At 44.1% G+C, this 21,972-nt stretch carries 15 protein-coding genes; 11 read left to right on the forward strand and 4 right to left on the reverse strand.

Translation table 11 applies throughout. The annotated features are described in order from the left end of the window. Positions 1-346: 346 nt before the first annotated feature. The 5 genes from tkt (at position 347) to AV939_RS04345 (ending at position 8,189) form a co-directional block, all read left to right on the forward strand. Positions 347-2,341 (forward strand): transketolase, encoded by a 1,995-nt coding sequence (gene tkt / locus AV939_RS04325; protein WP_057793702.1) that lies wholly within the window; start codon positions 347-349, stop codon positions 2,339-2,341. 17 nt (positions 2,342-2,358) lie between these two features. Further along, the gene (epd, locus tag AV939_RS04330; RefSeq protein ID WP_057793699.1) at positions 2,359-3,369 is read left to right on the forward strand and encodes an erythrose-4-phosphate dehydrogenase; all 1,011 of its coding nucleotides are present in this window, start codon (positions 2,359-2,361) and stop codon (positions 3,367-3,369) included. 77 nt (positions 3,370-3,446) lie between these two features. Continuing rightward, positions 3,447-4,622, forward strand: coding sequence for a phosphoglycerate kinase (locus tag AV939_RS04335; RefSeq protein WP_057793697.1), 1,176 nt, complete (start codon positions 3,447-3,449; stop codon positions 4,620-4,622). Between the two features lie 122 nt (positions 4,623-4,744). Beyond that, entirely contained in the window at positions 4,745-5,644 is a 900-nt protein-coding gene (locus tag AV939_RS04340; protein WP_057793695.1) for a fructose bisphosphate aldolase, read from the forward strand. Positions 5,645-6,068: 424 nt separating this feature from the next. After that, positions 6,069-8,189, forward strand: a complete 2,121-nt coding sequence (locus AV939_RS04345) for an alpha/beta hydrolase family protein (protein WP_082604964.1) — start codon at positions 6,069-6,071, stop codon at positions 8,187-8,189. Between the two features lie 113 nt (positions 8,190-8,302). Here the strand turns inward: AV939_RS04345 and ppx are convergent, their stop codons facing one another. The 3 genes from ppx to AV939_RS04360 form a co-directional block, all read right to left on the reverse strand. After that, positions 8,303-9,832 (reverse strand): exopolyphosphatase, encoded by a 1,530-nt coding sequence (gene ppx / locus AV939_RS04350; RefSeq protein WP_057796332.1) that lies wholly within the window; start codon positions 9,830-9,832, stop codon positions 8,303-8,305. A gap of 23 nt (positions 9,833-9,855) precedes the next feature. Next, positions 9,856-11,937: a polyphosphate kinase 1 gene (gene ppk1 / locus AV939_RS04355; RefSeq protein WP_057793693.1), complete on the reverse strand. Its 2,082-nt coding sequence runs from the start codon at positions 11,935-11,937 to the stop codon at positions 9,856-9,858. Positions 11,938-12,064: 127 nt separating this feature from the next. Then, complete coding sequence (locus AV939_RS04360; RefSeq protein ID WP_057793691.1) at positions 12,065-12,571, reverse strand: glycine cleavage system protein R; 507 nt, start codon at positions 12,569-12,571, stop codon at positions 12,065-12,067. Between the two features lie 250 nt (positions 12,572-12,821). Here AV939_RS04360 and AV939_RS04365 point away from each other — a divergent pair, with 250 nt between their 5' ends. The 5 genes from AV939_RS04365 to AV939_RS04385 all read left to right on the forward strand — a co-directional run bounded on the left by AV939_RS04365 (position 12,822) and on the right by AV939_RS04385 (position 19,702). Further along, on the forward strand, positions 12,822-15,005 hold the full coding sequence (locus AV939_RS04365) for an ABC transporter permease subunit (protein ID WP_057793689.1): 2,184 nt from the start codon (positions 12,822-12,824) through the stop codon (positions 15,003-15,005). After that, positions 14,998-16,575: a phosphate ABC transporter permease PstA gene (gene pstA, locus AV939_RS04370; RefSeq protein WP_061093574.1), complete on the forward strand. Its 1,578-nt coding sequence runs from the start codon at positions 14,998-15,000 to the stop codon at positions 16,573-16,575. The genes AV939_RS04365 and pstA overlap by 8 nt, the downstream gene beginning before the upstream one ends. A gap of 8 nt (positions 16,576-16,583) precedes the next feature. Further along, complete coding sequence (gene pstB, locus AV939_RS04375; protein WP_057793688.1) at positions 16,584-17,390, forward strand: phosphate ABC transporter ATP-binding protein PstB; 807 nt, start codon at positions 16,584-16,586, stop codon at positions 17,388-17,390. Between the two features lie 36 nt (positions 17,391-17,426). Beyond that, positions 17,427-18,143 carry a phosphate signaling complex protein PhoU gene (phoU, locus tag AV939_RS04380; RefSeq protein ID WP_013785311.1) on the forward strand — a complete coding sequence of 239 codons (717 nt, stop codon included), beginning with the start codon at positions 17,427-17,429 and terminating at the stop codon, positions 18,141-18,143. 290 nt (positions 18,144-18,433) lie between these two features. Beyond that, positions 18,434-19,702, forward strand: a complete 1,269-nt coding sequence (locus AV939_RS04385) for an inorganic phosphate transporter (protein WP_057793685.1) — start codon at positions 18,434-18,436, stop codon at positions 19,700-19,702. A gap of 118 nt (positions 19,703-19,820) precedes the next feature. Here the strand turns inward: AV939_RS04385 and AV939_RS04390 are convergent, their stop codons facing one another. Then, positions 19,821-20,819: a universal stress protein gene (locus AV939_RS04390; RefSeq protein ID WP_057793683.1), complete on the reverse strand. Its 999-nt coding sequence runs from the start codon at positions 20,817-20,819 to the stop codon at positions 19,821-19,823. Between the two features lie 199 nt (positions 20,820-21,018). Between AV939_RS04390 and AV939_RS04395 the strand changes: the two genes are divergently transcribed. After that, positions 21,019-21,927 (forward strand): hydrogen peroxide-inducible genes activator, encoded by a 909-nt coding sequence (locus AV939_RS04395; protein ID WP_057793681.1) that lies wholly within the window; start codon positions 21,019-21,021, stop codon positions 21,925-21,927. Positions 21,928-21,972 lie beyond the last annotated feature (45 nt).

Below are 21,972 nucleotides of genomic sequence, written 5' to 3' on the forward strand. Positions count from 1 at the left end.
GTACTAAAACAAGGTATAAATACCAGTCTTTACTTCTAGACGTCTAAAAGTCCTTTCGTTACGATTTGTTGACAGTGGCGGATCACTTTTGCAGACAATTAAGTAAATTTAGCCACGCTTACCCAAAGAAGCGATATTGGCTAGCAAAGGAATGATGTGAATATTCATTATTTTAGCCAACTTTCGGTAATGGCAATGAAAAGCCATTGAACTGAATGGTGGCATGGGTAAGAATAACGCCCACATTAAGATATACAGCAATGCAGCGCTTTAAGGTTGAACAAAGGGATTTTGCCCACAGTGTTCCCTTAGCGAAATTCAGCTACAAAATAAATCAGGAGACAACATGCCCTCTCGTCGTGAACTTGCCAATGCCATCCGTGCTTTAAGCATGGACGCTGTTCAACAGGCCAAATCTGGTCACCCAGGCGCCCCTATGGGGATGGCTGATATTGCCGAGGTATTATGGGGTGATTTTCTATCACACAACCCAGCAAACCCGTCTTGGGCAAACAGAGACCGCTTCGTGCTTTCAAACGGTCACGGCTCTATGCTGTTGTACTCTTTGCTTCATCTTTCAGGCTATGAACTGCCTATTGAAGAGCTTAAGAACTTCCGTCAGCTACATTCTAAAACGCCAGGTCATCCAGAATATGGATATGCACCGGGTGTTGAAACTACCACTGGCCCATTAGGTCAAGGCGTAAGTAATGCTGTGGGTATGGCGCTAGCTGAGAAAGTATTAGCAGCGCAGTTTAACCGTGACGGTCACGATATTGTCGATCACTACACCTATACTTTCATGGGCGATGGTTGCCTTATGGAAGGTATTTCTCATGAAACTTGTTCACTTGCGGGTACATTAGGCCTTGGTAAGTTAGTGGCATTTTGGGATGACAACGGTATCTCAATTGACGGTGAAGTTGAAGGTTGGTTTACCGACGATACGCCAGCACGCTTTAAAAGCTACGGCTGGGAAGTGATTGAAGGTGTTGACGGTCATGATTCAGAACAAATTAAAGCAGCCATTGAGCAAGCTAAATCGAACAGCGCTCAGCCTACGCTAATTTGCTGTAAAACGGTGATTGGTTTTGGTTCGCCAAACAAAGAAGGCACTGAGTCTTGTCACGGTGCACCATTAGGTGATGACGAAATCATTGCTACTCGCGAAAAGCTTGGGTGGAAACACGGTGCATTTGAAATTCCAGACGACATTTATGCCGGTTGGGATGCGAAAGCCAAAGGTGGCGACGCTGAAAGTGCGTGGAACGATGCCTTCGCAGCATACGAAAGTGCTTACCCTGAATTGGCGGCTGAATTTAAGCGTCGTGTAAATGGCGAATTGCCAGCCGACTTCAGCGATAAAGCAGACAAAATCATTGCTGATTTGCAAGCTAACCCGCAAAACATTGCGTCACGTAAAGCATCTCAAAATGCATTAAACGCCTTTGGCCCATTACTACCAGAGCTTCTAGGCGGTTCTGCCGACTTAGCGGGTTCAAACCTAACTATTTGGGATGGCAGTAAAGGCGTTGAAGCCACTGACGCTTCTGGTAACTACATTTACTACGGTGTACGTGAATTCGGTATGTCAGCCATGATGAACGGTATTACCCTTCATGGTGGTTTTAAAGCCTACGGCGCAACTTTCCTAATGTTTATGGAATACGCCCGTAACGCTGTACGTATGGCGGCGTTAATGAAGCAACCTGCTATTTTTGTATACACCCACGATTCAATCGGTTTGGGTGAAGATGGTCCAACGCACCAGCCAGTAGAACAAGTAGTGGCACTACGTGCTACACCAAACCTAGATAACTGGCGTCCATGTGACCAAGTTGAATCGGCTATAGCATGGAAGTTCGCAATTGAGCGTAACGATGGCCCTTCAACATTGATTTTCACTCGCCAAGGTTTGCCACAGCAACCTCGTGATGCCCAGCAATTAGCTGATGTTACTAAAGGTGGTTATGTGCTTAAAGATTGTGCAGGCACGCCTGAATACATCTTTATTGCCACTGGTTCTGAAGTTCAACTTGCCGTTGAAGCAGCTGATAAACTAACTGCAGATGGTAAAGCGGTTCGCGTAGTTTCAATGCCTTCTACCGACGTTTTCGACCGTCAATCAGCGGATTACCGTGAAAGCGTGTTGCCTTCTAGCGTAACTAAGCGTGTTGCAGTTGAAGCACTATCGAAAGAAAGCTGGTACAAATATGTAGGTTTCAACGGCGCCATCATTGGTATGGATACGTTCGGTGAATCAGCACCAGCGGGTGACTTGTTCAAACATTTTAATATTACTACTGATGCAGTGGTAGAGGCAGCATTGTCTCTTAGCTAACGAGGTCACCGCAGTCTATGGTAAACATTGCCATAAACGGGTTTGGTCGTATTGGTCGTAACGTATTGCGCGCGCTTTATGAAAGCGGGCGCAATAGCCACTTCAACGTGGTTGCGATTAATGATGTGGCTAAGCCAGAAGGTATAGCTCACTTATTGAAATACGATACCGCCCATGGGCGGTTCGGTTTTGATGTGACATTAGAAAACGAAACACTTAACGTGGCAGGCGATGCTATTCGCTTGTTAGCACAGCCTGATATCAACTTACTGCCTTGGCGAGAAATTGGGGTGGATATTGTACTGGAATGTACAGGTAAGTTTGATGATAGGGCATCAGGTCAATCGCATATTAATGCGGGGGCAGGTAAAGTGCTCTTCTCTTCTCCGGGTTCCCCCGATTTAGACAATACCGTGATTTTTGGTACCAACGACGACACGCTAAAAGCGGAGCATAAGTTGGTGTCTAATGGGTCGTGCACAACCAACTGCATTGTGCCGGTTATTCAGGCGCTAGACGCAGCCTTTGGGGTTGAAAGCGGTACGATTACGACTATTCACGCTTCTATGCACGATCAGCAAGTTATCGATGCTTACCACCCAGATTTACGCCGTACTCGCGCAGCCAGTCAGTCTATTATTCCAGTAGACACACGGTTAGCCGCGGGAATAGAACGTATTTTGCCTAAATTTGCAGGTAAATTTGAAGCTATTGCGGTACGGGTGCCAACCATTAATGTTACTGCAATGGATTTAAGTGTAACCTTAAGTACGCAAGTAACCATTGCTGACGTTAATCATGCATTGAAGCGAGTGAAAGCAGGGCGATTGCAGGGTATTTTAGATTACACTGAAGAGCCGTTGGTTTCTGTTGATTTCAATCACGATCCCCACTCTTGTATAGTGGATGGTACCCAAACCCGAGTAAGTCACAAACAACTGGTAAAAACGCTGGTGTGGTGTGACAACGAATGGGGTTTCGCAAACAGAATGCTCGACACCGCGCAAGCAATGTATGACGCAAGCTAATTAAGAATTTTGCTGCCAAGGTTGGTAGCGCCAGCCTTGGCAGCTTTCACAGTTATTCGATTAACAAGGGAAAGACAATGGCAATTCCAAGTATGAGTGATTTGGCCTTAAACGGTCAGCGCGTATTAATTAGACAAGACTTAAACGTGCCAGTAAAAGATGGCGTAGTGACCTCTGATGCGCGTATTAAAGCTTCGATCCCTACTATTAAAGCCGCACTAGATGCTGGTGCTGCGGTAATGGTAATGTCGCATTTAGGCCGCCCTACAGAAGGCGAGCCAGCGGAAGAATTCTCACTTCAGCCTGTTGTGAATTATTTGAACGACGTGTTGGACGTACCGGTTACCCTAGAAAAAGACTATTTGGACGGTGTTGATGTAGCACCAGGTTCTTTGGTTGTTCTAGAAAACGTGCGCTTTAATGAAGGCGAGAAAAGCGACGACGAAACCCTATCAAAGCAATATGCCGCCCTTTGCGATATCTTCGTAATGGACGCATTTGGCACCGCGCACCGCGCACAAGCTTCTACCCACGGTGTGGCAAAATTTGCCACTAAAGCGTGTGCAGGCCCACTTCTTGCGGCAGAGCTAGATGCACTAGGCAAAGCATTAGATAATCCTAAACGTCCAATGGTAGCCATTGTAGGCGGGTCTAAAGTATCAACTAAGCTTACTGTACTTAAAACCTTAGCTGAAAAAGTTGACCAACTTATTGTTGGCGGCGGTATTGCCAATACATTTATTGCCGCGCAAGGTCATAATGTAGGTAAGTCTTTGGTTGAAATGGACTTAACTGAGCAAGCGAAGCAGTTAATGAGCGATGCAGTCGCCAATGGCGGGAATATTCCAGTGCCTACCGATGTAGTAGTGGGTAAAGCCTTCGATGAAAATACAGAAGCAACTCTTAAAGCCGTTAGTGATGTCGCTGACGATGATATGATTTTTGATATCGGCCCAGATTCATCAAAAGCCCTTGAAAGCATTATTAAAAATGCGGGTACTATTGTATGGAATGGCCCAGTAGGTGTATTTGAATTTGAACAGTTCAGTGCAGGTACAAAGGCCTTAGCCGAGGCTATTGCTGATAGCGATGCGTTCTCAATTGCAGGTGGTGGTGATACACTGGCAGCAGTAGATAAATATGAAATCGCTGATAAGATATCTTATATCTCTACAGGTGGTGGAGCATTTCTAGAGTTTTTAGAAGGCAAAACATTACCTGCAGTAGCCATGCTAGAAGAAAAAAACAAATAAAATTAGCAGACTACTAAAAAATCGATTCCGATTTTCGCCGGCGATACATTGAAGTACGTCGGCATATAACGATAAACCCTACACCTGTTCTTAGAGCAGTATTATAAAAAAGGAGTGTTGCAATGGCATCACAAGCACAGCAGGCCATGCTAGATAAACTTAAAACGCAAGTTGGTTTTATTGCAGCTTTGGATCAAAGCGGCGGTAGTACACCAAAAGCGCTACGTTTATATGGCATTGAAGAGTCAGAATACAGTTCTGACGAAGAAATGTTTAACCTTGTTCACCAAATGCGTACACGTATTATCACCAGCACCCCTTTCAGTGGCGAGCGGGTTTTAGGCGCTATTTTATTTGAAAATACCCTAGACCGTGAAATTGAAGGCATGTCTACTGCGCACTATCTGTGGCAGAAGAAGCGCGTTATTCCTTTCTTGAAAGTGGATAAAGGGCTTGTTGAAGAGAGCAACGGTGTACAGGTGATGAAGCCGATAGTTGGTCTAGATGCGTTACTGGCTAAAGCCGTTGCCCAAGATGTTTTTGGTACTAAGATGCGTTCAGTGGTAAAACTGGCAAATCATCAAGGTATCAAAGATGTAGTAGAGCAGCAGTTTGAAGTAGGTAAGCAAATTATCGCAGCAGGTTTAGTGCCTATCATTGAGCCTGAAGTGGATATTCATAGTCCTCAAAAAGCGGAAGCAGAAGCACTGCTTAAACTTGAAATTCTTACTCAGCTTAATTTGTTGAGCGAAGGCCAAGAAGTGATGTTAAAGCTAACACTGCCTAATGAAGCTAACTTCTATAAAGAGCTTGTTGATCATCCTCGTGTACTTAAAGTGGTAGCGTTGTCTGGCGGTTACAACCGTGAAGAAGCCAATGCGAAGCTTTCAGAAAACCAAGGCATTATCGCAAGTTTCTCAAGAGCGCTAACTGAAGGTGTTTCTGACAAACAGTCTGATGACGAGTTTGCAGCTACACTAGATGGTGCGATTGAAGGTATTTACCAAGCTTCAAAAGCATAAGCTTTATTATTGAAAGGGGCGCTGAGAGCGCCCTTTTTTGTTAGCTATCTCCATCCCCCCCCTAATTGGTTAAAAATCACACCAAAACTACCCCAAATTCATCTTACAACCAGGTTTACTCACCGTTTATTTTTAAAACAGATGATTTATTCCGTAATACCAGTCCGCATAGATAATTACCCTCTCAGCGAGACTTAAAATGTTCGTAATCGCGGCGTGCACAACAAAGAGTACGGACATTTTAAACTCGCCCTTCGGGAAGGTCTGGCAAGCTTCCTAGCTTCATTCTGGAAATTTGAAAGGGAACAGCCATTCCTGTATTCCCACGCTTTGCTAGGAAACTTGCCAGCGCCTTCTGAGTGGGCGATTATCTATGCGGATTGGTATAGGATAAAGAAACACCAATAAAAATATCAGGGGTATCATGTTTTCAACTCAAATTGTAAGTTGTCAGCGAAGACGAGGTAGACGAGATTTTCGTGTTACAACAGGTTTAACCGTATTCTTTCTATGTATCTGTGCAGGCCTTTCATCATTCTCGTACGCTGATGATGTGAAGGAAGATACTGATAATGATATGTTTTTTCAATCTGAAGATATATTCGATTTAGAGTACGTGAGTGATGTACGGGTATCGCCCAATGGTAAACAAATCGCCTACGTTCGTCGTTCTAATGACATTATGACAGACAGCACACGCTCGAACATTTGGCTGGCGTCAGTGGATGGAAAGTCTCATCGCCCATTATTATCATCTAAGAAAAGTTACTATTCTCCAAGGTGGTCGCCAGATGGTAAGCGGCTCGCCTATTTGTCTAATGAAGAGGGCAAACCTCAGCTTTATGTGCGTTGGATGGATACGGGGCAAACGGCGCTAATCACCAATGTTACGTCATCCCTTGGCAATATCACCTGGTCTCCTAACGGTAAACATATCGCATTTACCATGAGTGTGGATGTTGAAGAAAAGCCCCTAAAAGTTAATTTGCCTAAGAAGCCAAAAGGCGCAAAGTGGGCGCCTAAATTTGAGTACATTACCAAAGCGCGTTATCAAGCTGACGGTAAGGGAATTTTAGAACCTGCTTATACGCATATATTTATTGTTTCAACTGATGGTGGCACGGCTCGGCAACTCACCTCTGGTAACTATCATCATAGGGGAGGTTTAAGCTTCTCTCCTGATTCGCAAAAAATATTCTTTGCGGCTAATCGCAGCGATAACTGGGAATATGAGCCGGTGGAATCCGATATCTTTACGGTAAATATGCAAGGTGTTATTGAGCAGCTTACCGACTTTAAAGGTACGGAGTCCGCTCCGGTAGTATCACCGAATGGAAAGTATGTGGCGTATTCACGTCGTAGTGACGATAAAGTCATGTATAAAAACCGCTATTTATACATCATGAATGCAGATGGTACTGAGCACAAAAACCTTACCGCTGATATCGATAATTCGGTGTCTAACTTTCAGTGGAAAGGTAACAAGAGTATCTACTTTCAGCAATCGGTACGCGGCCTCGCTCAAGTTGATGTTGTTACGCTATCTGGCAAAGTTAAATCTGTTGCCAAAGGCTTAGGGGGCACTACGTTAGGGCGCCCTTATGTATTTGGTATGTATCATGCTGCAGACAACGTAGTGGCTTATACCAAAGGGCGTACCGATCGCCCCGCAGATGTGTTTGTTACCACACGTAGCGAACAACAACTTACGTTTTTGAACGAAGATGCGCTAGGTCATAAGCAGCTTGGTGAAGTTAAAGAAATTATGTATCGCTCATCAATCGATGATGAGGAAATTCAAGGCTGGTATATCTTACCGCCTGATTACGATGAAACTAAAAAATACCCGCTTATTCTAGAGATTCACGGTGGACCAAACTTGGCGTACGGGCCGGTGTTCACTGCCGAGCTACAGCGTATGGCAGCAGAGGGCTATATTGTATTTTATGATAACCATCGCGGTAGTACAGGATACGGCGAGCGCTTTGCACTGCTATTGCAAGGTAAGTACAGTTCTAAGTACGATTTTGCAGACCATATGTCTGGCGTTGATGCTCTTATTGATAGAGGGCTAGTCGACCCTGAAAAGCTCTTTATTACAGGCGGCTCTGCAGGAGGAATAGCATCAGCTTATGCTATAGGGTTAACCAACCGCTTTAAAGCGGCTGTTGTTGCTAAGCCGGTTATTAACTGGCTTTCAAAGGTACTTACTGCTGACTCAGGGCTATATCAAATTCCTTTCCAGTTTCCCGCTAAACCATGGGAAAATATCGCGCATTACTGGCAGCGTTCGCCGCTTTCGTTAGTAGGAAATGTGACAACGCCAACCATGTTAATTACCGGCACAGAAGATAAGCGCACGCCTTCATCTGAAGCCGAGCAGTTTTACCAAGCGCTTAAGCTTCAAAAAGTGGATACGGTATTAGTGAAAGTGCCCGGCTCCCCCCATGGCATCGCTTCGAAACCTTCCCGAATGATAGGCAAGGTAGAGAATATATTGGCATGGTTTAAGAAGTATTCCGCCGAGCACAATGACGAGCATTAATTGATTGCACGCTTTTGTAAAACCTAAAGCGTAAAACGCAAAAAGGGAGCATTAATGCTCCCTTTTTATTCTTCGCAAACCGGCTTATTTGACAAAGATTATTTAAACGGGGTTTACTTAATAGAAAGCGTTAAGTCTAACGCTTTCCAATAGGCACTTTCTCGAACCAAGTCGGCTGCCAGAATAGGCTTTTCTTCCAACCAATCTTTAGGAAAAGTAAGGCTTAAGCCGCTCTTATCTACATCAATTTCTAGATTGGGCAAGAAGCCCTCTTGGCGTTTAATATTAAGCAACGCGCCAATGCGCAACAAGGCGATAAGCTTTTTAACCGCAGCTAAATCATACAAATTAAAATTAGGAAGGTCGTTAGCCCGTACTTTCTTTCTATGAAAGCGTACTAGGGTTGCCAATAATTCCTGTTGTTCTTGCGTAAAGCCAGGCATATCAACGTTAGCCAGAATATAGGCACTGTGGCGCTGTACACCCCGAGAGTTAATTTGAATACCCACTTCATGCAACAACGCCGCCCAACCCAGCATACTTTTGAAATCGTGATGTTTAAGTTTCCATGCCTTTTCAGCATGACTAAAGAGGTTAAGTGACGTGTTAAGCACAAGCGTGGCTTGTGCGGTATCAACATCGTAGCGAGTGGCCAAGCTGCTGGCAGTTCTGCCTCGTATATCGGCATGATGCAGCTCATCTTCCATCTGGTAAATCACCCCTTCACGCAAGGCGGCAGGGGAATAAACTAAGGTATCTATTTCTAGGGCTTTAAATACTGCAATTAAAATAGCCAAGCCGCCAGCAATAACCACGCGTCTATCTTCGGTTAAGTCCGGGTAGCTAAGCTTGTCGATATGGCCTGCACTAATAAACTGCTTCATTAGGTTACGTAGGCTTTTAAGCGTAACGGGTATATCGTGATCGTTGGGCTTATCTTGTTGACACAGCGTAAACAAAGAGCGGATCGTGCCCGATGTACCAATACATTGCACCCAACCTAGCTTGCGGTACTTATCTTGAATAAATTCCAGTTCTTGTTCAGCAGCAGTAATCGCCAGCTCAAAAGATTTGTTCTTTAAAGTCCCATCTGGGAAAAAGCGCTTGGTGTAGCTCACACAGCCCATTTGTAAGCTTCTACAAATAAGTGGGTTAAACCCTTCGCCAATGACAAATTCTGTAGAGCCACCGCCAATATCTACCACCAGCTGCTGACCATCAGCATGGTTGGTATGTGCTACGCCAGAGTATATCAAACGGGCTTCTTCTACCCCCGAAATAACTTCTACGGGGTAGGGCAGAATATCTTTTGCAGCATTAATGAAGTGGTGGGCGTTTTTTGCTTTGCGAAGCGTGTGGGTAGCGACAATACGCACCGAGTCGGGTTCAAAACCACGCAGGCTTTCAGCCACAATACGGAGCATTTTTAAGCCGCGCTCCATGGCTTCGTCCGACAGAATATTATCGTCGTCTAAGCCTTCAGCCAATCGCACTTTTTGCTTAACTCGATGCAGAATTTGCACAGACCCAGCAACAATACGCGCTACCACAAGGTGAAAGCTATTCGAGCCAATATCTAACGCGGCTACCTTATTAACCTCACGGCTTTCAACGGTATCAAAAACAGATTCATGCTGAGTCATTTCATGCTGAGTCATTTAGGGTTCTATTTTCCTGCTTCTTTTTCTTCTTCTTTCACAAGATAGTCGTAAATCTCTATCTGTGAACGTAATTTTTTACGATTGCCTCGGGCAACGTACTTGTTGCTTTGTTCCTTGTCAATCACTCTCGCTTTTAGCGTATCACGGAATTGTATGTCCATAATATCGACAATGCGCTGTTGCAGGTTTTTATCGTATATAGGGCAACCGACTTCAATGCGATTATCCATGTTACGGGTCATCCAGTCAGCAGATGAAATAAACACTTTCCTCTCGCCGCCGCCTTCAAATACCATCACCCTAGGGTGCTCTAAGAACCTATCGACAATAGAAATAATCTCGATGTTTTCGCTAATACCTCTTAAGCCCGGTATTAACGAACACATACCACGTACAATGCCGCGAATTTTCACCCCAGCTTGGCTGGCACGATACAAGTCATCCATCAATTCATTATCAACAAGGTTATTAATCTTGAAGGTGATTTGCGCAGGGCGGCCTTCTTTCAAGTGTTGAATTTCTTGACGAATAAGCGACTGAATACGGGTTCTGGCGTTTAAGGGGGAAATCTGCAAATGCTGGAATTTATACCGGCGGAAAGGGTATTGAATTAAATCGAACACGGCTACTGCTTCATTTGCTAACTCTTGGTTTCGCGTAAATAAGCTGTAATCGGTGTAGATTTTGGCGGTTTTTTCGTTGAAGTTCCCTGTGCCGAAATGCGCATAGTTAATCATCGCACCACGTTCTTCACGGGTGATCACGCAAAGCTTCGAGTGAATCTTTAATGTGGGCACGCCTAGAACCACGCGAATACCCGCATCAGTCATACGTTTCGACCACTCAATGTTGGCCTCTTCATCAAAACGGGCCCGAAGTTCAACGACTACGGTAACTTTCTTACCGTTATCTACCGCATCAATTAGCGAGTTGATAATACGAGAGTTGCTGGCCACACGATAAATATTAATGCGGATAACTTTTACGCTAGGGTCGAAGGCCGCTTGACGTACAAATTCGGTAACATGTAGAAATCGGTGATACGGGTAGTACAGCAGAATGTCGTGGGCGGTAATGGCATCGAATACCGTATTGAATTTAGAAAAGGCATTGCTGTCAATCGCCGGTAGTGGTGCGTGCTCTAAGTATTCGCGGCCCACATTTGGAAAACCAATGAAATCTTTAAAGTTACGATAGTGCCCCGCAGCATGCATGGTATCGAGTTTAGTTATACGTAAACGCTTGCGTAAGTCCTGCATCATATCTTCAGGCATGTCGTTATCATAGATAACCCGAACAGGCTCGGCAATTAAGCGCTGTTTCATGCTCTCAGACATTTTCTCAACATAACTTTCATCAATCTCGTCATTGATAGAGTACTCGGCGTCTCGAGTCATCTTGAATGAAAACGACTCTACCTCGTCGAATTTCACAAAGCCGCGGAAGATGTCTTCTAAGCAAAGCTGAATCATGTCATCCAGCATAATAATATGTTTTTTCTTTCGGCTTTTTTCCGGCGGAATAAGCATAAAGCGAGACATGTCAGATGTAGGCACCTGAATAACCGCATAGCGAGTATTGCGGTCTTTACGGCGCAGGGCGACATACAAATAGACAGATGTGCCATTTAGTCGGCTCAACAAATCCATCTTCTTATCAATAATAATAGGGGCAATATGGCGAAGCACCTTATTTACAAAGAAATTGCGCACCCACTGCTTTTGATAGTCATTTAATTCATGCTTTCGCAAAATGTGAATATTGTAACGTGCAAGCGCTTTCAATACGTCTTTGTGGATATGGTCGAACTTGTCGGAAAGTTGTACTACTTTTTGCTGGATAATAGCCATTAACGCTGTTTGTTTTTCAGCTTCTTCTTCGTTGCCATCATTTTGGGCAATAGTAATTTGGCGCTTCACGTCAGCAGCACGAACACGATAAAATTCGTCAAGATTGTTGGAGTAAATACCTAAGAACCGAATACGTTCTACAACAGGGTTGTTCTTATCAGCAGCTTCCTGCAAAACCCTTTCGTTAAATGCTAGCCAGCTAAGCTCTTTGGGATAATATAATTCTGGGTTATCCATAATTTATCGTTTTTTCACTTCTTAAAATGGCCAAAGACTGACATCAGTCAGTGACATTACTGTGACAACCCTTAGATATAATAGGGTTAATTCGTAGTCCTTTACCTCAACGAGGTGGTTCTAAACCTTACTGCTTGGCCTGTATATCCACTACCAAGTCGTTCGCCAACGATTCAAGGGCATCTTGCAGTGCATCGTCATCAAAATCTTCAGGTACTGCAATAACCGCATTGGCCTTAAAGATTAAACTTCCCCAGTTAGGCGCGCTTTCGCAACGTGATGAAAAGTTGAGGATGTTAAGGTTAAATTGGTTTAGCACTGAAGTTAGCTCTTGCACTATGCCTGCTTTGTCGTTGCCCATAACATCAACGGTTAGTTGGTTCGTTAATGTATTGCTCGCGGTATTAACTGCCACAGACTGAACAGACAAGTCGGAAATAGCGTTTAGAGCATCGACCAGTTTTTCGTTCTCGTCAGCGGGAACATGTACTTCAACAAAACCGGTAAACATGCCTGCCATATGCGCAAAGCTTGAACCTTGCCAATTGCCTTTGTGCTTGTAAATGCACTTAGCTAGCGCATCAACCAAACCCGGTTTGTCTTTACCCATAATACTGATAATGAGCGATTGCATGAGAAACTCCTATTTCAGAATCTGTAGAAATACGTTTGCTACTGTGGTTTTACGGTAATACCATAAGTCACACTGAAAAAACGCTACTGGTTAGTATTGCTAATAAAACTTGATAACAACAGTGGTTGAGGCAGCCTACTTTAGGCGTTATTCACCCGAATTAACCTAAAAGTTTTCGCTTGCTATTAGCATAACAAAACTTACACTGCTCACCAGTGTAATTTACACCTGATAATATTATTAAATAAGAATGACTTCCTATAGCGACAGCATCAATAGAAAACGCCAGCGCAACGATAGGTGGGGGCGGTATATCGTCACCGGCTTTGGTGGTTTGGTATTGCTGACGCTGGTTATCTTAATTTCGCACCTAGTCAGTCAGGCTTTACCCTTGGCGTTAGTGCCTAACATTGAGAAAGAGCACCAGTTCGCATTACCCCAAGGCAGCCATGTTGAAAACGCCGGCGATTTGCTTGGTGGCCAGTTAGTGGTAATTAGCGGCGAGGAATGCCGCTTTAGCTTATTTGGTTACAGCGATAATAATATCACTAAGCATCACGACTATATTCGCCCTTGTGATCATCAATTGTCGACCACCTCATTAATGGGCGAAAATGCAATTGTAGATATTTCCGCTGGTGGACAAGTTCGCGTGGTGCCCGTCAGGTCGTTAGCGTATCGCAGTGTATTGATTGCGAATAATTCAGATCCTATAGCTCAGTCTTCAAGCCTAGCATCCTCGACAATATCTTTTGCACTACCGAGCAAATATTGGTCACAAACTTCGTCCTGGCATTTTGCTTTGTCGTCTAAGTGGTCGGCAATAGCGTTACATACACCATCAGGTACTTTTATTCGCTGGGTTAATCAACTTAATCCCACGCAAATGATTGATAAGTTCTTTGCCAATGTCGATAAAGTACATTTGTTACCTGGTGCACAAATGATGTTGGTAGAAAAAGAAGCACATTTGTTCCTTTCACGTCTTTTTGAGGACGAATCAGAACTCTCGCTATTAACGTCTTTTAATAAGCCCAGCAGCCACGACACTTCTATTTTAAGCCTAGAAAAAGACAGAACCTTTTTCTTGCAAGATGGCGCTAGCCACGTTAGCCGGTGGGTAATACATCGCGATGCTAACAAGCTTGGCTTCATTGAAACTTACCAGTTCTCGTTAAATGTGGGCGAACGGTTGGTTGATATAAAAGAGCATGCCAGTATTAATGTGGTGGCAGCGCTTACTGATAAACATCGCCTACTATTTATCAATCGAGTATCAGGTGAAGTGGTCACAACCATTGATTTACCTGAACCTATACAGTCAGTTTCTTGGTTCGGTAACCGACTTTACGGCTACAATGATGACGCTATTTTCATTTGGCAGGCAAACCACCTAAGCGGTATTACGACGTGGCGCTCGCTATTTGCACCGCAACATTATGAAGGATATACCGATGTAGATACGGTGTGGCAAACCACAAACGCCACCGATTTCCAAGAAGCAAAGTTTAGCCTTACGCCATTAATAATAGGTAGCATGAAGGCATCACTACTGGCGTTATTTATTGCCATTCCGGTAGCAATCGGTGCAGCCATTTACACCGCCTTTTTTGCTAAAGAGCGACTTCGTCATGCCCTAAAACCCGCCATTGAGATGCTAGAAGCTGTCCCCAGTGTGCTTATTGGCTTTATCGCCGCCATTTGGCTATCACCCATGGCCGAACAATTTCTCTTCTCTTTTGCTTTTTTTCTTATTGTTATTCCATTTGTATTGATTGCAGTAGCCTTTGTTCAACGCCCCATTGCCGATCGCTTGCCGGCTAAAATTCGACATGGTGCTGAGTTAGGCTTTGCGATACTTGGCGTATTTATATTGGGTTATATAAGTGTGGTATGGGCGCCAGAGTGGTTCTTTAGCGTAATTAATGTAGATGGTTTTGACATGCTAGCCGCTGAGTCTGATAGCCCTATAGGTAAAACGACGATAGTTGTGGCGTTAGCGCTGGGCGTCGCTATTTCACCGAGTATTTACTCTATTGCTGAAGATGCCATAGGTGGTGTGCCCGATGAATTAAAGCATGCTTCGTTTGCGCTAGGGGCTACGCGGCTTCAAACCCTTAAACATGTGGTATTGCATGTCGCCTTTCCAGGTATTACGGCGGCGATTATGCTTGGATTTGGTCGCGCATTCGGGGAAACCATGATTGTACTTATGGTGACAGGGAACACGCCGATATCAAGTTGGGGCTTAATTGAAGGCTTACGTGCATTAACGGCCAACTTAGCCATTGAATTACCCGAAGCCGATGTATCATCGGCGCATTATCAAATTCTTTTCTTTACCGCTGGCATACTCTTTGTTTTTACTTTTGTTGTAAATACGATTGCTGAATTTACTCGTCAACGCCTACGCAGTAGATCTTATTATGAATAATATTTTCAATGGAGGCTTTAACGCCGTTCATCGCCAGTCGTTAGTTATATCGTTAACGGCGTTTTTGACGAGCTTGCTATTAATTGCTTTGGTCAGTGTGTTGTTCCTTATCACCTTTCGTGGCGGTGCGTATTTTTGGCCCGAGCCTATTTACAAGGTGACCTATAAAGTTGCTACAGCCAATGAAAGCGCTCAGTCCGACAGTAGGATGTTCGCTCAGCTTTATATGGCTGACGAAGATGAGCAAATCTATCAAGTTCACTTTGCTGACGAGCAAAGCCCGTATGGTTCACAAATGCAGTTGGCCAGCGCGCATATCATTAACAAAGAACTTGCTTATGGCAGTGCCGAAATAAAAGTTAAAGACGGGCGTTTCGTATTGGGGCAGCCTGAGTTTTTAACCACACCGGACAGCCGACGGGAAGACTTATCGCTATTTTCAGATATTCAAGACAGAGTATCCGCACTAAGTGCGCAAATTGAGAAAATCAGAAGCGAACGACTATCGCCCATTCATGAGTCGTTGGCATCACTAGATAGCAAAGGTGTGGATCAAAATGCGCCGGCAAGAAAGCGCTTAGAGACGCAGTTCGAACGCTGGCAGCACGAAGTTATTCACCTTGAGGAAGAGCGAGACGAATATGAACTCAGTGTTACTTTTGCCAATGCGCAAGCGTACGCTATTCGAGTGTCTGAAATTAAAAGCGTCGATTATGTAAGCCAGCTTAACTATTTTGAAAAGTGGCAGGTGGCATTGAGTCGTATCGCGACCTTCCTGACTGATTCGCCCAAACAGGCGAATACGTCTGGTGGGGTGTATCCCGCGCTATTTGGCACTGTGCTAATGGTATTTTTAATGACCATTATAGTGACGCCGTTTGGCGTGCTGGCAGCGATTTATTTAAGTGAATACGCTCCTGATACGCCGTTTACCACCGCCATAAGAATAAGCGTTAGCAATATGGCAGGCGTACCTTCCATTGTTTATGGGGTTTTTGGTTTAGGCTTTTTTGTTTATACCTTGGGCGGCAATATAGATGCACTTTTCTTTGCAGATAAATTGCCCGCACCCACCATGGGAACCCCGGGTGTGTTCTGGGCGAGTTTGACCATGGCTATTTTAACCTTGCCGGTCGTTATTGTTGCCACCGAAGAAGGCTTGCGACGAGTCCCCGAGGGGTTAAAACGGGGGAGTTATGCCCTTGGTGCCACCAAGGTTGAAACTATCGCTAAAACCATTCTGCCCATAGCGTCACCTGGAATAATGACAGGCGTTATATTAGCGATTGCTAGGGCGGCTGGTGAAGTCGCACCTTTAATGTTAGTTGGGGCGGTGAAATTTGCCCCAACGCTACCTATAGACGGTGAGTTCCCGTATCTGCATCTAGAACGGCAATTCATGCATTTGGGCGTACTCATTTATGATGGCGCTTTTCATAGTCATACTGATGCGAAGAACTCTTCAATGATGTTTGCCGCCTGCTTGCTGCTATTAATCGTGGTATTTGTATTGAATGTGCTTGCAGTTATACTAAGAACGCGGTTAAGAAAGCGCTATTTACAAGGGTAACCTTTTACATGCTGAAGTTGTTTGAACGCAATACGCTCAACGTGGCTGACATCACAGATGACACCACGGCTATCGATGTGCGTAACCTCAATTTATGGTTTGGAAATAAGCATGTGCTTAACGACATTTCAATGCGTATTCCAAAAAATAAGATCACCGCATTAATTGGCCAAAGTGGGTGCGGTAAATCTACCCTAGTAAACTGCTTTAACAGACTTAACGATTTGTACGATGGCTGCAAATACGAAGGCGAAATTATTATTGGTGGTCGCAATATCAATAGTAAAAAGGTGAACGTATCGCGGCTACGCACTCAAGTAGGTATGGTATTTCAGCGGCCTAACCCTTTTCCCATGAGCATTTACGATAATGTTTGTTACGGGCTTCGCTTGCAAGGTATTAAAACCCGACGCCACTTAGACGATGCGGTAGAAAGTGCGTTAAAAGAAGCTGCATTATGGGATGAAGTTAAAGACAGATTGTTTGAATCGGCTAACGCGTTATCTGGCGGTCAGCAGCAGCGCTTAGTTATTGCCAGAGCACTAGCCCTTAAACCCGATATTTTGTTACTAGATGAGCCTACCTCGGCGCTTGACCCATTAACGACCTTGTTTATTGAAGAATTAATGGCTGAGCTTAAGAAGCGTTGTACCATCGTGATTGTTACCCACAATATGCAGCAAGCCTCAAGGGTTTCAGATTACACGGCGTTCTTCCATCAGGGGCGATTGGTTGAATATGCAGACAGCGATTCGCTATTTACCATGCCAGAGAAGAAACAGACTGAAGATTATATTACTGGCCGCTATGGCTAACTAGCTAAAACAGCAGTAGCGAATAGGAGCGATACAATGCGTCAGGTTGCACTGAATACCCATATTTCCGGAACCTTTAATATCGAGTTAGAAAACTTAAGAAACTCGGTGTTAACCATGGGCGGCGAAGTAGAGCAGCAATTACTTGATACCTTGAAAGCACTCAAATTAAATCACCCTGGCTTGGCTGAAAAAGTAGTGTTGAATGACCTTAAGATTAATTCTATGGAAATTCAGATAGACGAAGAGTGTATTCGGATTATTGCCAAGCGCCATCCTACCGCAAGCGATCTTCGCTTAATCATGACCATATCTAAAGCCATCACTGACATTGAAAGAATGGGCGATGAAATAGAACGTATTGCTAAGCTGGTCACCCGCAACAAATTACCTAGCTCTGACACTATCAAAAGCAGCATGTTGTTAATCGGCGAGCGAGTAGCGGCGATGATGCGAGGTACTTTCGATGCGTTTGCACGTCAGGACGAAAGTGCGGCTTTGGCGGTGTATAAACAAGACAACCGAATAGACAGCGAATATAAACGCTTGCTCACTTACACCACCACAGAAATGGAAAAAACCACAGAAGATATGCAAGATTGGCTAGACGTATTGTGGGCCATGCGTTCATTAGAGCGTATTGGTGACAGGTGTAAAAACGTGTGCGAATACGTGGTTTATTTAACCAGAGGGACAGATGTAAGGCATACGCCGCTAGAAAACATTCACCAAAAGTTAGAAGATTTGAGTTAAAAATTGCTCAAAAACTGTCACAAAACCGCAATACTTGCCCAAATTATCATCGTATGAATTTAATTCCGTTGCGTTTTCTGTTTTTTCGTAGATTTTCACTATGGCTCTGCAGACGATTACGCTATCATGCGCCGCAGCAAAGTATAATTCGTGCAAAAAATAATCTAAGCCTTTGCTAAGAATCGTTTTGCCGTGTAACTATCATTTTTTGTCTACATCACAGCCGCACATTTGTCGGGTGATGTGGCAGTAGCTAGCTTAAATCGCGTAAAGATCAGGAGCGGTTATCCGTGGAATTTTTCGAGAGTTATGGTCTCATTCTTATTCTCCTTGCTGCCGGTGTCGGCTTCATTATGGCTTGGGGTATTGGTGCAAATGACGTCGCCAATGCAATGGGAACATCTGTTGGTTCTAAAGCGTTAACGATAAAACAGGCAATTGTCATTGCCATGGTTTTTGAATTCGCCGGAGCATACTTAGCGGGTGGGGAAGTTACTTCTACCATTCGTAAGGGTATTATTGATCCAGAGTATTTTTCTGCTATTCCTGAGTACCTTGTGCTCGGTATGATTTCTTCCTTGTTTGCAGCAGGTATCTGGTTAGCCTTTGCATCTTGGTTGGGATGGCCTGTATCTACCACTCACTCTATTATCGGCGCTATTATCGGTTTCACCGCAACTGGCGTAAGTATGGACGCGGTTGCATGGGGCAAAGTAGGTGGTATTGTTGGTAGTTGGGTAGTAACGCCTGCTATTTCGGGCATTATTGCTTACCTCATCTTCATGAGTGCCCATAAACTTATATTTGAAACCAAATCTCCGTTTGAAAATGCCAAGCGTTATGTTCCGTTTTATATGGCACTAGCAGGCTTCATTATGTCGCTAGTTACCATTAAAAAAGGGCTAAAGCACGTGGGCTTAGAAATGAGTGCCATGAACGGTTATATATTGGCTGTGGTTATCGCTATTATTTTGGCCATCATTGGTAAGTGGTTTATTGGTCGCATGAAGTTCAGTGGTTCAGAAGACGCTGATTTACAAGCTGCCAACGTAGAAAAAGTATTCGCCTTACTGATGGTAGTGACTGCCTGCTGTATGGCTTTTGCGCACGGCTCAAACGATGTTGCTAACGCTATTGGGCCATTGGCTGCGGTAGTGAGTGTTGTGACATCTGGCGGAGAAATTAATGCCAATGCTAACTTAGCATGGTGGATTTTACCTTTAGGTGGCTTGGGTATTGTGCTTGGTTTAGCCATATTCGGTCATCGCGTAATTAAAACTATTGGCCAAGGTATTACTCATCTTACGCCAAGCCGTGGTTTCGCCGCTGAATTAGCCGCCGCCACAACCGTAGTGATAGCGTCAGGCACAGGCCTTCCTATTTCGACTACGCAAACCTTGGTAGGTGCAGTTTTAGGAGTAGGGCTTGCTCGAGGCGTGTCTGCGCTTAATCTTGGGATAGTAAGAAATATCGTGGTGTCGTGGATTGTTACCCTGCCTGCAGGCGCTATCCTTTCTATTATTTTCTTCTTCGCACTAAAAGCAGCCTTCGGCGTTTAATTGCCTATTAAAGCTTGAAAACAAAAAACCGCGTTAAACGCGGTTTTTCGTTTTTAAATAACGCGTATTTTTAAATAGCGAGGTAGCCTGGGCTTATTGTATGTTTACTCTAAAGCATTTACTCTTCAGCTTGTTCAGGTTCATCAAGCTTGATGGGAGAGTCAAACCCTTCGGGCTTAATGCCTACCACGGCGCAGTTAAGTTGTTGAATAGTCTCTTCTGCCGTTCCGCCCATAATAAAGCCTGGAACCCCAATACGTGCCACCGTACCCATTACAATCACATCAGTGTTAAGTGATTTTGTGGTGGCCGCAATTTCTCTTCGAGGGTACCCATGCACGATATGCCTTTCAGGTTGCAAGAAATCGATAATGTCAGGGGCTAGCTCACTTTCTAATTCGCTCAATAACGATTCGAGGGCTAGCTCTCTTTCATCATGAATTTTTGCGAGATCGGTTTCCATTTGGTCGTTGTCTACACTAATAAAACCATCTCGTACAATGTTCTCAGGAACCGCATCAAAAACGTGCACAATATGAAGCTGGGCAAATTCCAACATGGCGATGCGGGCAGCATGGCGTAATATATCTAAATTCAGCTTTTTACGAATTGAGATTTCATGTTTAGGATAGTGGTAATTTAAATCCAGTGCCGCCACCACGTTTTTATATTGGCTACGGTTCTTCTTGCTTAACACCCAAACCGGACAAGGGCATTTACGAAACAAGCGTATATCTAGCCCTCCAAAGAGGCGGTCTAAAAAGCCCTCTTCACTTCGTTTAATAACCAAGTCGTAATTATGCCTTAGCACGTCGGTTACAATATCAATAAGTGGGTGTCCAATTTTAACCACAGTTTGCACAGGGTACTCTTTCGACCAAGTCTCTTCCTGCTCACTTAGCCAATGTTTAGCCTGAGACTCCATAGATTGGTGAGAGTCAATATAGGCAAATGACTCCATGACCATGTTGGCATTAGGCGGCAGAGCTTCTAATGTAAGCATGATAGTTAATGATGCTTGGTTGCTCTTTGCAATATGAATGGCCTGAGCAACCACATCGTCTTGTCGATGTGAGTCACTAAGTACACATAAAATATTAGTAAAATGGCTGTCCATAGAAATCCTTAGCTATTAATGCGCTATATGCTCTTATACTTCATCCTAACGCTTGAATTGCATGCTTGCTACCTTGAAAACATGATTTACATCATAACAAAGCTCGATTTCATAAAAGGGTAATAACCGTATTCTTATTGGGTCTTTGTAATCTTTGTGCTAGATTAAAACCTAATTTTCTAATCAGTAAAGAGTTGTTATGAAGTGGCCTAATCTCAAACACTTACATTACCTAGTTACCTTATATCAAGAGCAGCATTTTCACCGTGCTGCCCAGCGCTGTAATGTAAGCCAATCTACATTGAGCACGGCAATTCAAAACCTAGAAGAACATTTTGGTAGCCAGTTGCTTGAACGGGAACACAAGACTTTTGTGTTTACTTCTTTGGGGTTAGATATTGTTGAGCGAAGCAAGTTGTTGCTGCAAGAAGCCGGTGAGTTGGTGGAATACGCACAAAATGCGGGAAATTGGCAACGAGGCACACTCAAATTAGGGGTTATTCCTACCATCGCGCCCTTTTTGTTTGAAGGTATGCTGGGAGCATTTAACGCATTCTTGCCTGACATTAACGTAGAGATGCAAGAAGACACCACCGAAAAGCTGCTTCAGCAGTTAATCGATGGGCGATTAGATTTACTTATTTTAGCGTTACCGATGGAAACCCCAGGATGTAAGCAAATGGTATTGGGGCACGACCCGTTTCATCTTGTGGCCCATGAAGAAATGGCTGACAAACTGCCTGACCCCGTCGATATTTCTTCTTTACCTAAGAAGAGTATTTTCTTGCTTCAACAAGAGCACTGTATGACCGGCCACGCGGTAAGCGCATGTAACCTGCAACACAGCGACCAAATTAGCTCGGTAGCGGCCAGCAGTTTGTACACCTTGGTTCAGTTAGCAAACAGTAAAATGGGTTATACCTTCTTACCCGAGCTTGCCATTAATCAATCAATCTTGGCTCATACTCACCTAAAAAGCTTTGCTGCCGAAGAGCAAGGCTTCAGAGAAATAGGTTTAGTGTGGCGTTCAGGCACCACGCGTATGCAATTGTTCCGTCGTATTGGCGAAATTATCTCTCCACTTCTACCTGTCCCCACCCTTAAATAATGTTTTTGGCGAAAAAGTTTCAAACTTTTTCGCCCACTGCTTCGA

This window comes from Alteromonas sp. Mac1, assembly GCF_001562125.1.
Lineage (GTDB): Bacteria > Pseudomonadota > Gammaproteobacteria > Enterobacterales > Alteromonadaceae > Alteromonas > Alteromonas stellipolaris.

Bases quoted from the DNA above. Each gene is read 5' to 3' on its own strand.
- AV939_RS04345 (WP_082604964.1), top strand. From the start codon at position 6,069: ATGTTTTCAACTCAAATTGTAAGTTGTCAGCGAAGACGAGGTAGACGA.
- tkt (WP_057793702.1), top strand. From the start codon at position 347: ATGCCCTCTCGTCGTGAACTTGCCAATGCCATCCGTGCTTTAAGCATG.
- AV939_RS04365 (WP_057793689.1), top strand. From the start codon at position 12,822: ATGACTTCCTATAGCGACAGCATCAATAGAAAACGCCAGCGCAACGAT.
- epd (WP_057793699.1), top strand. From the start codon at position 2,359: ATGGTAAACATTGCCATAAACGGGTTTGGTCGTATTGGTCGTAACGTA.
- ppk1 (WP_057793693.1), bottom strand. From the start codon at position 11,937: ATGGATAACCCAGAATTATATTATCCCAAAGAGCTTAGCTGGCTAGCA.
- AV939_RS04360 (WP_057793691.1), bottom strand. From the start codon at position 12,571: ATGCAATCGCTCATTATCAGTATTATGGGTAAAGACAAACCGGGTTTG.
- AV939_RS04335 (WP_057793697.1), top strand. From the start codon at position 3,447: ATGGCAATTCCAAGTATGAGTGATTTGGCCTTAAACGGTCAGCGCGTA.
- pstB (WP_057793688.1), top strand. From the start codon at position 16,584: ATGCTGAAGTTGTTTGAACGCAATACGCTCAACGTGGCTGACATCACA.
- ppx (WP_057796332.1), bottom strand. From the start codon at position 9,832: ATGACTCAGCATGAATCTGTTTTTGATACCGTTGAAAGCCGTGAGGTT.
- pstA (WP_061093574.1), top strand. From the start codon at position 14,998: ATGAATAATATTTTCAATGGAGGCTTTAACGCCGTTCATCGCCAGTCG.
- phoU (WP_013785311.1), top strand. From the start codon at position 17,427: ATGCGTCAGGTTGCACTGAATACCCATATTTCCGGAACCTTTAATATC.
- AV939_RS04390 (WP_057793683.1), bottom strand. From the start codon at position 20,819: ATGGACAGCCATTTTACTAATATTTTATGTGTACTTAGTGACTCACAT.
- AV939_RS04395 (WP_057793681.1), top strand. From the start codon at position 21,019: ATGAAGTGGCCTAATCTCAAACACTTACATTACCTAGTTACCTTATAT.
- AV939_RS04340 (WP_057793695.1), top strand. From the start codon at position 4,745: ATGGCATCACAAGCACAGCAGGCCATGCTAGATAAACTTAAAACGCAA.